The sequence below is a fragment of the Rheinheimera sp. NSM genome, from assembly GCF_052380015.1.
Taxonomy (GTDB): domain Bacteria; phylum Pseudomonadota; class Gammaproteobacteria; order Enterobacterales; family Alteromonadaceae; genus Alishewanella.
The window spans coordinates 1-13,004 of sequence record NZ_JBQTCI010000009.1 but is presented as its reverse complement, the minus strand read 5'-3'; the positions used below and the strand labels follow the sequence as shown (position 1 = coordinate 13,004).

9 protein-coding genes are annotated in these 13,004 nt (G+C 51.8%); all 9 read left to right on the top strand.

All coding sequences use genetic code 11. The features are described 5' to 3' along the window. Window positions 1-73 precede the first annotated feature (73 nt). Entirely contained in the window at window positions 74-2,092 is a 2,019-nt protein-coding gene (locus ACTZWV_RS18580; RefSeq protein WP_444787982.1) for an amidohydrolase family protein, read from the top strand. Between the two features lie 199 nt (window positions 2,093-2,291). Then, window positions 2,292-3,671 (top strand): diguanylate cyclase domain-containing protein, encoded by a 1,380-nt coding sequence (locus ACTZWV_RS18575; RefSeq protein ID WP_444787981.1) that lies wholly within the window; start codon window positions 2,292-2,294, stop codon window positions 3,669-3,671. A 364-nt stretch (window positions 3,672-4,035) separates the two neighbouring features. Continuing rightward, on the top strand, window positions 4,036-7,116 hold the full coding sequence (locus ACTZWV_RS18570) for a TonB-dependent receptor (protein WP_444787980.1): 3,081 nt from the start codon (window positions 4,036-4,038) through the stop codon (window positions 7,114-7,116). 98 nt (window positions 7,117-7,214) lie between these two features. After that, window positions 7,215-7,961, top strand: coding sequence for a SapC family protein (locus ACTZWV_RS18565; protein ID WP_444787979.1), 747 nt, complete (start codon window positions 7,215-7,217; stop codon window positions 7,959-7,961). A 12-nt stretch (window positions 7,962-7,973) separates the two neighbouring features. Next, window positions 7,974-9,005 (top strand): cupin-like domain-containing protein, encoded by a 1,032-nt coding sequence (locus tag ACTZWV_RS18560; protein WP_444787978.1) that lies wholly within the window; start codon window positions 7,974-7,976, stop codon window positions 9,003-9,005. A 16-nt stretch (window positions 9,006-9,021) separates the two neighbouring features. After that, entirely contained in the window at window positions 9,022-10,524 is a 1,503-nt protein-coding gene (locus ACTZWV_RS18555; RefSeq protein ID WP_444787977.1) for a tryptophan halogenase family protein, read from the top strand. 13 nt (window positions 10,525-10,537) lie between these two features. Then, a complete protein-coding gene (locus tag ACTZWV_RS18550) occupies window positions 10,538-11,266 on the top strand; it encodes a DUF6445 family protein (RefSeq protein ID WP_444787976.1) in 729 nt (242 codons plus the stop codon). Window positions 11,267-11,459: 193 nt separating this feature from the next. After that, entirely contained in the window at window positions 11,460-12,029 is a 570-nt protein-coding gene (locus ACTZWV_RS18545; RefSeq protein WP_444787975.1) for a hypothetical protein, read from the top strand. Window positions 12,030-12,214: 185 nt separating this feature from the next. Beyond that, entirely contained in the window at window positions 12,215-12,814 is a 600-nt protein-coding gene (locus ACTZWV_RS18540; RefSeq protein ID WP_444787974.1) for a hypothetical protein, read from the top strand. Window positions 12,815-13,004: the final 190 nt, after the last annotated feature.

Genomic DNA, 13,004 nt, shown 5'->3' with positions numbered 1-13,004 from the left:
TACCCCTCTGCCACTGCCTTAACGCGACGACCTGCTATAGTTTCCGGGGTTATTTGCTGATTAAGGACAACTAATGAAACTTAGCGCTATGTTGATCTGCAGCCTGGTATTGCTGCGCTGCGCCGCACCAGAGGCGGCTGAACAGAAGGTGGTTAATAAGCTGTATTCGGAAAAAGGCGAAGCCGGTGAGCAGGTGATTACCCGGTTGGATGACGGTAACTACAGCGCATCGTTAAACCTGAGCTGGAACAACCGCGTGGTAACCATTAACGAAACACTGCAGGTTGATGAAAAAGGCGTACCGGTGGCCTTTTCCGCCAACGGCACTTCAGCTTTTGGTGCGCCGATAGCCGAGCAGTTCAGCCTGGTGGACGGCGTGGCGCGTTGGGCCGGCAATAAAGACGAAGGCATGCTGCAAAGCCGCGAGCCACGTTATTACGTGCCGGCGGATGAAGCCGGTGCCGCCGGCCATGTGCTGATGAAAGCCCTGCTGGCGTCACCCACCCGTTCGGTCGACTTATTCCCGGGCGGTACAGCCAGGTTGGATGCGCTGAAAACGGTGACGGTAACTAACGGCAGCAATAGCAAAGAAGTGACCTTATACGCCATCAGTGGCCTGGCGTTTAACCCCTCCTTTGGTTGGTTCGACAAAGATGGCCATTATTTCGCTCAGGATTTCAGCGGCTTTATGCGGGTTATCCGTGACGGCTTTAGCCTGGACAACTTTGCCGAGCTGGCAAAAATACAAAAGCAGGCCGAGAATGACTATCTGGCCGATATTGCCAAACACCTGAGCCATAGTTACAGCACTGTGCTGCTGCAAGGCGGCAGCGTGGTAGATGTGTTAGCGCGCAAAGTGCTGCGCAATACCGACGTACTGCTGCAAGACGGCAAAATCATGGCAGTAGCCAGTGGCCTGACCGCGCCGGCCGGGGCGCAGGTACTGGATGCGCGTGGTAAAACCATCATCCCCGGGCTGTGGGATATGCATGCTCATTTGTCGAAAAACGATGGTTTACTGAATATTGCCGCCGGCGTTACCAGCGTGCGGGATATCGGCAACAACCATGACAATATTATGGAAATAGCCGGCTTGTTTAACAGCGATCAGCTGATTGGCAGCCGGGTATACCGTGCCGGTTTTTTTGATAAACAAAGCGAATATTCCGCCGGCTTGTCGGTTAATACCTTACAGGAAGCGCATGAAAAAATAGACTGGTTCGCTGACAACGGTTATCTGCAAATTAAGATCTACAGCTCGATTGATCCCAGCTGGGTAAAACCAATTGCCGAACATGCACACCGCCGCGGCATGCGCTTAAGCGGCCATGTGCCGGCTTTTATGACAGCGCGCCAGGCGGTAGAGCAGGGGTTTGATGAAATTCAGCATGTAAATATGCTGTTTTTAAACTTTCTCGCCGGCACCGAAGTAGACACCCGCACCCAGCTACGCTTTTCGCTGGTCGGTGAAAAAGCCGGCAGCCTGGATTTAACCGGCAAACCGGTAACAGATTTTATTAAGTTGCTGGCCGACAAACAAATTGTGGTTGACCCTACGGTTGCCACGTTCCGCAGTTTGCTGCTGCGGCAAAATAAACAGATTGACCCGGAATTTGCCGCCGTTGCCGACCATTTTCCACCGTCCGTGGTCAGGCAGTTAAAAGGCGCCTCAATGAACGTGGCGCCGGAGCTGCAGCCGGTGTACAAAAAGTCGGCTGACGCTATGCTGAAAATGGTGAAAAAACTGTATGACGCCGGCGTGCCAATAGTACCCGGCACCGATCATATTGCCGGCTTTACCTTGCACCGCGAGCTGGAGCTGTATGCTCAGGCCGGCATACCAGCGCTGGACGTATTGCGTATTGGCAGTTATGAACCGGCGCGGCTGGTCGGCGCGGCCTATCACAGTGGTTCGGTTAGCGTTGGCAAAGATGCCGATTTACTGCTGATCAACGGCGACCCGACAACTAATATCGCCGATATCCGCAAAGTGGCACTGGTGTTTAAAGGTAAGCATTACTACAAACCGGACGAGCTGTATCCGGTGCTCGGGGTTACCCCCTTTACCAGCCCGGTCGCGTTTAAACCTTAAACTTATGCAGGGTGCTGCGGCCCCCTGCTGCTTTACGCGGCCTGCTGTTATTGCGCAATTGCCAACGGCGGGTTAGCAGTTTAAGCAACCAGGTTAACGATTTAGTTTCCGCTAATATTTCAGCGGCCAGCCGCAGATAAGCCGGCCGATTCATGCTAAGGTTTACACAACTCTTTTGCTGCGAAGCCTTAGCCTTGCTATGAACACCGACAGTTACAAAGCGCTGAGTAACTATATCGATTTACTGCTTGATGCTATCTGTGTGGTTGATAAGGACGGCCGCTTTGAATTTGTCAGTGCCGGTGCTGAACGTATCTTTGGTTATAAGCCGGCCGAGATGCTGGGCCGGCCGATGATTGAACTGGTGCACCCCGATGATCGTGAACGTACTTTAGCGGCCGCCGCCGAAATTAATGCCGGTGTGGTAAAAGTAGACTTTGAAAACCGTTATATCCGCAAAGATGGTCAGATAGTGTATTTGCTGTGGTCGGCCCGCTGGTCACACAACGATCAGCGCCGCGTGGCGGTAGCCCGCGATATCAGCCGCAGTAAACACATTGAAGCGCGCCAGGCCGCTATTTATGCCATCTCCGAGGCCGCCTTTGCCAGTGATGATCTACCCGCCCTGTACCGCAATATTCAGCATATTATTGCCGGATTAATTCCGATGCGGCGTTTTAGCCTGGCGCTGAGCGATAACAGCAGCCAACAGCTGCATTTTGTCTATGACACAGCGCAGCAAAACCCACCGCACAGCGAGATGCTAACCTTCTGCGCCGGAGTAATCCGCCGCGCAGAAACCATACTGCTGAGCAGCGATAACCGCAAAGAATTGCCACCGAAGTTACGCCAACTGGCCGGGGAAAAAGCCGCCAATTGGTTAGGCGTGCCGTTAAAATCGCACAATGCCGTAATAGGCGCCTTGATGCTGCAAAACGATGCTGAAGCAGCAAGCTACAACAGTAGCGAGATAGAACTGTTGGAGTTTGTTTCGGTGCAGGTGGCGGTAGCAATAGAACGTAAACAAATGCTGGAACGACTGCAGCACAATGCGTTGTACGACCAACTTACCGGGCTGCCCAACCGCGAACTGTTTGCTGACCGTTTGCAATCTGCCAAAGCCCGGGCAGAACGTGAGCAGGGTAAGTTTGCCTTGCTGTACCTTGACCTGGATAAATTTAAACCGGTTAACGATCAGCACGGTCATCATATTGGTGATCAGCTGTTGCAACTTACCGCGCAGCGTATTCTCAGTTGCCTGCGCCACAGCGATACCGTGGCGCGCTTTGGCGGCGACGAATTTGTGATTCTGCTGGAGCAGGTAGACAGTGAACATACCGCGCTGCAGCTGGCAGAAAAAATCCGCCAGGCGTTAAACCAACCTTTTGCGCTGGCCGGCCATTTGCTGCACATTTTACCCAGCATTGGTGTAGCCCTGTATCCGCAACATAGTAAAACCGAAAAAGAACTGCTGCTGTTAGCCGATGAAGCCATGTATCAGGGCAAGAAGACCGGCGGCAACCGCGTCAGCCTAAGCTGCATTGCGTTGCCACAACAAGGCACAGCCCGGCCGGTATAACCGCACTGCGCTATCTGCTTGCTAACTACCTGAATTTCCCCGCACTATAACAATACCCACCCGGGCAAGCACTGTTTGCCCGCGATAAAACACCGTAAACACTGCTGTTGCTGCCGTATCTGCTGAAAATATAAAAAAAAGCAAGAAGGTAACGCATTTTGACAACTTCACCAATGTAACAAGATTACTACAATGATTGTCGGGGGCTTGGCTGGTCGGCATGGATGTGCAGGAGGCCGGGGAGTTTAGCACCTGCACAAACAAACAGACCGGCAGAGCCAGACAACAGTAATAAATGACCGCGTTTCTGCCCGATTGTTTGATTTGAATGACTTATAACAAATCATGAGGGGATGTAGGAAAAATGGAAAACAGGAAAAGATTTACCAAAACGGCATTGGCCCAAGCGGTGTCATTGCTGCTTGGTAGTGCCGCGGGCCTGCCGCTGTATGCGCAACAGGCGCCGGAGACGGAAGCCGTCACGGCAGCAGACATAGAAGTAATTCAGGTAAAAGGTGTGCGTTCCAGTATGCAGGAAGCCGCCTCCATTAAACGCCACTCCATGGGGGTGGTCGATGCCATATCCGCCGAAGATATAGGTAAGTTCCCTGATACGAACCTGGCTGAATCACTGCAGCGTATTAGCGGGGTGTCTATCAGCCGTACTAACGGCGAAGGCTCCGAGGTAACAGTACGCGGCTTTGGTGGCGATAATAATATGGTTACGCTGAACGGCCGCACTATGCCTTCAGCCACCACCTACGGTGCCGGTTCGGGTGCCGACGGCACTACCCGTGGCGGCAGCGCCAGGGCCTTTGATTTCTCCAACCTGGCATCAGAAAGTATCCGCGCAGTAGAAGTGTATAAAACCGGCAAAGCCAATATTGCCACCGGCGGTATAGGCGCCACGCTGAACGTAAAAACCGCCAGGCCGATGGACACAGGTGAAACCATAGCCAGTGTTGGCGTAAAAGCAGTGCATGACACCACCAACCGCAGCGGCGACGATGTAACACCGGAAGTATCCGGTATTTTCAGTCATGTGCTGGACAATGGCAAGTTTGGTGTCAGTATTTCCGCCAGCCACCAACAGCGTGATTCCGGCTATACCGGCGCCACGGTGAATGACTGGGAGGTAGATTACTGGGACGATATTGCCGATGCTGACCGCACCTGGAATAACATTGATACTGCAGTGGTTAATGCCCCGGAGCAAGGCCAGTTATATGCCCGGCCAAACGATATCCGTTATGCGTTTTCCAATACCGAACGCACCCGTGATAATGCCCAGCTGACCTTGCAGTTCAGACCATCCGACAATTTTACTGCCACCGTAGACTATACCTTTGCCGAAAATAACCTGGTAGAGCACCGTGGTGAAATTACCAACTGGGTGCAAAGAGGCAGTAACACGAAAATTGTAGAATTTGACAATAACACAGTGAAAACGCCGTCTTATATTCAGGAAACCTACGCCAGTGCCGTCGATGAAGGTTATGAGCAGCAATGGCGTGAACAAACCAATACGCTGAAATCTGCCGGCTTAAACCTGGAATATCAGGTAAATAACGCCCTGACGTTGATGCTGGATGCCCACAGCTCAGAGTTGTACAGCCGCGGCACCGGGCCGCGTAATTCCGGCGAGTTAGCCGTTGGCCTGGGTGCGCCTATTGTTACCTCGCGTGAATGGTTTTGGGGCGCCGACTTACCGACTTACCTGAACGTGTATGATGACACCTTGCCAGATAAAGGCGCCAATGCCAACGGCATGGTAGATGCCGGTGATGTCGGCTCTTCCATAGCGCGCATTCGCAATGCCAGCCAGGAAAGTAACATAGACCAGGTTAAGCTCGACGGCAGTTATCAACTGGACGACGGCCGCTTTGATTTTGGCGTGGAAATGCGCAAAATGGAGTCGCGTTCCATCCAAACCGCCGGTAACAATATCGCGCTGGGTAACTGGAACGTTGCCAACCCAGGCGAATTTGGTGATCTGATCCAACCCTTTGATTTACCGGGCGAGTTCGATGACTACAACACCCTGGCGGGCGGCTATGGCTTTATTGCCGATCCGCGCGCCTTGTATACCGCTGCCGAAGCGCTGTATCCGGGGATTCCCTCCACTGTTGAAAGTGCTTTATCTTACGACGACATTGTAGAAGAAGACACCATGGCAGTGTACTTCCAGATCGCGATGGAAGGAGAGCTTGGCGGTATGCAGTTTGATGTATTAACCGGCCTGCGCTACGAAAAAACCGATTCTAAGTCCAGCTCTTTAGTAAGTGAGGTGTACTTTCAGTGGGAGGACAACGACGATGTGGTTGCTTATGTCGACTCCACCGTACCGCCGGAGCCTGTGAATGCAAAAAATGATTATGACTATTTGCTGCCCAGCCTCGATGTCAGCCTGCATCTTAGTGACGATCTGATTAGCCGCTTCTCGTTCAGCAAAACTATCGCCCGTGCCGGGCTGGGTAACTTAGGCGTATCGGCTTCCGACTTTGGCGGCGGCGGTGGTTCCACCTTGTTAGGTGCCCAACCCACAGCCGATGCATCTAACCCGGCACTGTTGCCACTGGAATCGACGAACTTTGACCTGTCACTGGAGTGGTATTACAACCCGTTCAGCTATATGTCGGCCGGGGTATTCCAGAAAAACGTGGTTAACTTTATCGGCAGCCGCCAGGTTGACCAACCCCTGCTGGGTATCCGCGATGTAACCGCCGGCCCGCGGGCTTTAGCGGCAGCCCAGGCAATACAAGATGGCGGTTTCCCGCTGGATGACACCTACCTGTATGCGATGATGGTGTTTAATGAATACCGCACCCATCCGGATATGATTGCCGAGTTTGGCGCTAATCCGCAATTTACCGGCACACCGGCACAGATAGATTTCCTCGCCAATAACCCGGGCTTCGATTTACGGGCTACCGATGCCGACCCGGAAGTAATATTCCGTACCAGTACGCCGGACAACAACCGGGCCGCCAAGATCTACGGTGCTGAGTTTGCTATACAGCATTTCTTCGGTGAAAGCGGTTTTGGCGTCCAGGCTAACTACACCATAGTACGCGGTGACGTTGGCTTTAATAACAACGCTGATCCGAACGAATCACAGTTTGCGCTGATTGGCCTTAGCGACACCGCTAACCTGATTGGTATTTACGAGAAAGACAGCTGGCAGATGCGGCTGGCGTGGAACTGGCGCGACAAGCATTTGGCGGAAGTGAATAAAGGCGGTTCAAACAACCCCAAGTATGAAGAGGCTTACTGGCAAATTGATCTGAATGTCAGTTACGACATTAACCCGCAACTGACGGTATTTGCTGAAGCCCTGAACCTGACCGGTGAGAACAGCCGCTCTCACGCCAGGAATAAAGCCATGTTGTGGTACCTGACAGACTTGGGACCACGCTATCAGATTGGCGTACGCTACGACTTCTGATAGAGAGATTACCGCCAGCCGGGGGCTGGCGGTAATGCTGTAATAGTTGTACGTTAAGCAGTAACAGTTACAACTAAGCCCGACACAGGATGTAACGCATGACCCGACATGTACTGTTGAACAACATCGACCACCAGCATACCCGCGTACTGCATCACTTTAGCGCAGAATACGCCGACAACCTGGCCAGTGTGCCGGTGTTTCCTACCGAATTTACTGAACTGCAAAAAGAGTACCCGATACTGCTGCGCCGCGACAGCGCCGACGGCCACTATCAGGCCATCGCCTTACTGGGCTTTGCCGCAGAGGAAAATTTATACCTCGACAGCGCTCATCCCGCCGGCTGGGACGCCCGCTATATACCGGCCAGCATTGAAAAGGGTCCGTTTTTGATCGGTTTTCAGCGCCAGCCGGGCGACGCTGCGGCACCTAATCCGGTGGTACATATTGATATGGACCACCCCAAGGTCAGTGAGCAACACGGCCAGGCGTTGTTTTTACCCCAGGGCGGCAACAGCCCTTATCTGCAACATATCTCTGCCAGGTTGCAGGCCATCCATCAGGGGCTGGCCATGGCAACGCCAATGTTTGCCGCTTTCAGCCAACTGGAATTGATAGAGCCGGTCAATATTGAATTCAGCCTGGATAACGGCGACAAACACCGCTTAACCGGTAATTACTGTATCAGTACCACCAGGCTGGCCGCGCTGCGCGCCACTGAGCTGGAACAGTTACATCAGGCCGGTTTTTTACAACTGGCCTATGCCATGGTCAGCTCCATGAGCAATATCCGCAGCTTAATTGACCGCAAAAACACTTTGCTGCGCCGGCAAAGTACACTGTAACGGCGCGCGACTATGCAACAGATTAGCCGTCAAACCCCGGCAGTAGCCTGCCAACCCGGTGTTATCCCGCCGCAGCTGTTGTGCGGCAATGAACCGGTAGTGTTAAAAGGCGTGGTCAGCCACTGGCCGTTAGTGCAACAGGGCCAGCACAGCCCGGCGCTGGCAGCGGCTTATCTGCAACAGCATTACAATGGCAAACCAACCCAGGTGTATTACGGCGAGCCCGGTCTGAATGGCCGCTATTTTTATGACGACAGCTGCACCAGGCTGAACTACGACACGCGGATGGGCCGTGTTGATGAAGTGCTGCAGCTGATTCTGGCCTGGCAGGAACTGGCGCAACCGCCGTCGGTGTACATTGCCTCTAATTTGCTGCAAACGCATTTTCCTACTCTGCGCCAGCACAACGATATTGCACTGCCCAAACCAGCGCTGGATTACGCCACCGAGCCGGATCGCGTCAGTATCTGGCTCGGCAACCGCTCGCTGGCAGCCTGTCATTATGATGCTTCGGAAAACCTCGCCTGCTGTGTGCTGGGTAAACGCCGTTTTAGCTTGTTTCCACCGCAGCAAATCGGCAATTTATACCCCGGGCCATTAGAGCCGACACCCGGCGGCCAGGTGATCAGCATGGTCGATTTTGCCAACCCGGACTTGCAGCGTTTTCCCAATTTCCCCCGTGCCATTGCCGCCGGCCAAATCGCTGAACTGGAGCCGGGCGATGCCTTATATCTGCCCGCCATGTGGTGGCATCAGGTAGAAGCACTCAACAGTTTTAATATCCTGATCAACTACTGGTGGAGCACAGCGCCGCGCTACACCGGCTCGGGCATGAACCTGCTGTATCACGCCCTGCTGTGCCTGCGCGACAAGCCGGAACCGGAACGCCGCGCCTGGCAGGCGGTACTGAATTATTATGTGTTTGATAACCCGCAGCAGGCAGGGCAACACTTGCCGGCAGAGGCCCGCGGCGTACTGGGCGAGCTGGATGAGATGCAAGCCAGACAGCTCAGAGCCATGCTGCTTAACCGGTTAAATCGCTGATATGAGGGACAATGCTGTGCACACTAAAGCTGAACAACAACCGGGCGTCAAAAAAGTGGTGATAGCCGGTGGCGGCACTGCCGGCTGGGTGGCGGCCGCGGCGTTGTCAAAGCGCTTAAAAGGTCTGATTGAGGTGGTACTGGTGGAATCAGAAGAGATCGGTACCGTTGGCGTCGGCGAATCGACGATACCGCCGGTGCAGCTGTTTCATAATCTGCTGGGTATCGATGAGCAGGAGTTTATGCGCGCCACCGACGCCACCTTTAAGCTGGGTATTTCGTTTGAAAACTGGGGCCAGATTGGCGATAAGTACATTCACCCCTTTGGTACCACCGGCAAAGGCAGCTTTCTGGCCGATTTTCAGCATTATTATCTGCATGGCCTGCGCATGGGTATTACCGCGCCGTTGGGTGAATATTGCTACGAGCTGCAGGCGGCCAAAGCGCATAAGTTTGCCAAGTCAGACAGCTCGGCCATCAGCTATGCCTATCATTTGGATGCCGGCCGCTATGCCCGCTTTTTACGCAATTTTAGTGAAGCGCAGGGCGCAACACGAATTGAGGGCAAAATTGCACAGGTGCAACAGCACGTAAACGGCGATATCCGCGCCCTGGTGCTACAAAGCGGTGAGGAAATCAGCGGCGACTTATTTATCGACTGCACCGGCTTTCGTGCGCTGTTAATAGAACAAACCCTGCATACCGGCTTTGAGCGCTGGGACCACTGGCTGCCGTGCAATAAGGCTGTGGTAGTACAAACCGAACCGGCGGCTACCTTGCCACCTTATACCCGTGCCATTGCGCATGACAGCGGCTGGCAGTGGAAAATTCCGTTACAGCACCGTGTAGGCAATGGCCTGGTGTATGCCGGCGATTATCTGTCTGACGACCAGGCGCGGCAACGCTTGCTGGATGGCCTGGAAACACCGGCTTTGATGCAACCCAGAATGCTCAGTTATCAAACCGGCCGGCGCAAGAAGTTCTGGCATAAAAACTGTGTGGCGCTGGGCCTGTCCAGCGGTTTTATTGAGCCGCTGGAATCGACCAGTATTTATCTGTTTATGAACGGCGTGATCCGCCTGCTGCGGATGTTTCCGTTTCACGGCTGTAGCGAGGTGCTGAGCGATGAATACAACCGCCAGTCGATCAGCGAACTGGAATTAGTGCGCGATTTTATTATTTTGCATTATCACCAAACCCAGCGCAGCGACAGCCCGTTCTGGGATTACTGCCGCACTATGACCATTCCGGATTCGCTGGCACAGCGTATGGCACTGTTTAAAGACAGCGCCCGCGCCTTTCAAAGTGGTGAAGAGTTATTCCGGCTGGAATCCTGGGTGCATGTAATGCTGGGCCAGCGCCTGCTGCCGGATAATTATCATCAGATAGTGGCCAGCTTAAGTGAAACCGAGCTAAGCCGTTATCTGCACGGTATTCGCCATACCATTAACCAGGTGGTAGAGCGGCTGCCGTCACACCGCGATTTTATCCAGCGCTATTGCAAAGCTGATGGCAACTGAGATGGTAACTGAGATGGCCAACGGGATCACTGAGCTGCAAAGCCACGCCGCTATGCAACTGCAGCAGTTGTATATTGGCCATGAGCAATCACCACTGCTGATTGTCGATAACTTTATTGCCAAACCTGGAATGCTGCTGGCCGATGCCAACCAGCAGCGCTTTGTCGCCAATTCGCCCTATTATCCCGGCGTACGCGCGCCGGCACCGCAGGCGTATCAGCAAGTGCTGCTGCAAAGCCTGGCGCCGCTGCTAAGCGATTTTTTTGCCTTACCGGCCGGTAAACTGAGCTTTTCTGTCTGCCATTATTCGCTGGTTACCACGCCACCACAGCAGTTAAAGCTGCTGCAGCGCATTCCGCACTTTGATACCACCGAACGCCACGCACTGGCGGCAGTGCATTATTTGTTTCACGGCGAGCAGGGTGGTACTGCTTTTTACCGCCATCGTAAAACCGGCTTCGAGACTATCGACAACAACCGCGCACCAGCCTATTTTGCTGCGCTGGAAGCCGAAAACGACGGCCCAAACATACCCGGCCGCGATGCCGGCTATATTGCCGGCGACACACCGTTATTTACCCAAATAGCCGCCGCTGAAGGTATATTTAACCGGCTGATTATCTACCGCCGCCATGCACTGCACAGCGGCTCGATCCCGCCCGATGCCAGCCTGTCAGCCGATCCGGCAAAGGGGCGATTAACCATTAGTAGCTTTATCGACCTGCAGCCAGAGCCTGGCTAAACACTACCCATGCTGTGTTAGACGAGTTAAGCAGTATTTGTCGCCAGCACAACTAGCAGCTGTACCTGTAAGTTATTGTATGTTTTAAATAAGCGGTGTAGTGTTCTGTACATTTACAAACACAGGTTAACCCGTGTTTAACTGCAGGTTCGCAGAATAAGTTTTAGCACCTTTAGGAATTAAGGGAGTTTGTATGGATGATCCTTTAACCAAGACGTTTAAAGAATTCATGGAAATCATTCATGACGAAAGCGATCGTGGAGCGGTATTGGTTGCGGCATCTATGATTGAAGATATCTTAGGTAGCCTGCTAAAAGCTCGCCTTCTTCCGTCATTAGATAAAAATGATGAGTTATTTGATAATGGATATGCTCCATTTGAATCGTTCTCAGCAAAAATAGATTTGGCTTATAGAGTAGGTTGCATAAATCAACATACTCGACGAAGTTGCCATATTCTAAGAAAAATTAGGAATGATTATGCACATGCAACTAATATAAAAGACTTCTCCCACTCAGGAACGCAGGACAGAATTAGGGAGCTTTTCAGTTTAAATAAAATGCTCGTATCAAGTTATGAAGAGCTTTTAGTAAATAGTTGTGAAGAATTAGAAAATCCAATTAAAAGCTTCGATGATTTTATTGGCAAGTTTGGCTGGCGATTCGGGTTAGAGTTGCTATTTGCAGGTTTGGCGGCTGGCATGAAAAACTATTCTTTATGTATTGAACCTATTGAGGCAGCAGGTGCTAACAAACCGCTGTAGTCGCTCACTGCATTCGCTGGGGAAACAATGCCACATTTTATAGTCGATTGCTCGGTTGACGTGCTGGAAAGTCACCTAACAAGGCAATTTTGCCCGAACGGCTAATGGTGCCGTTCGCCATAGCTCACTCTGCTTTTAGCTGCCAGTGAATTGTGACGTTAGATATATAGCCATAGGCGGAAATCATGGACGTAAATATTATTTCAGCTCTAATTGGTGTCGGTCTTGGTTGGCTCCTAAGCCAGCTTACTGACCTAATCAAAGTGAAAAGGCGGAAGGTTAAAATTATAGATTCTGTCTACGTTGAAATTTCAGATATAAATGCTTGGCTAGTGAGAATGATGCGTCAAACGAAGTACGCTCTTCAACTTATAGTTTTAAATCAGAGAGTAACTTCAGTGCCAGGAAGAATTCACACCTTTATTTTTGATGAGCATTTCCATGAGATATGCATGGATCTATCTAGGGATGCAAGAATTGGCCTAACTGATTCCTATGATTCAATTAAAACTATCAATGAATTAATTGCTCAGCTCAGTGAATTAATTGATGATCAATCAGATAGTAAGAGGCTTTGTCAAAAGTTTGAAGCTATACATTCTGTGGCCCACGACGTTGAATTTAAAACGAGGTATTTGCTTAATAATCGTAATGGCAGCATGAAAGATTTAGTCGGCGTGGCAATAGAGCTAGATAAAAATCTCAACGAAGAGCTTGAGTTTATAGTAAAGGAAGCTAAAGAAATTGGGGTAGACGGGATTAAATCAAAATTCTATGCTGAGTAAACCCAACTAGACAATTTTATCGCCATCAAGCAGCGCCGGCTGCGGCGTCGACACGCTATGCGGTTATCCGCACTAAAATTAGGCGTGAATAAACGGGGTCAGATCAGTAAACGGAATAAACGGGGTCGAATAAACGGGGTCAGATCCTGAGGTATCCCCACAAAATTATCAGCTAAAACAAAAAGATGAA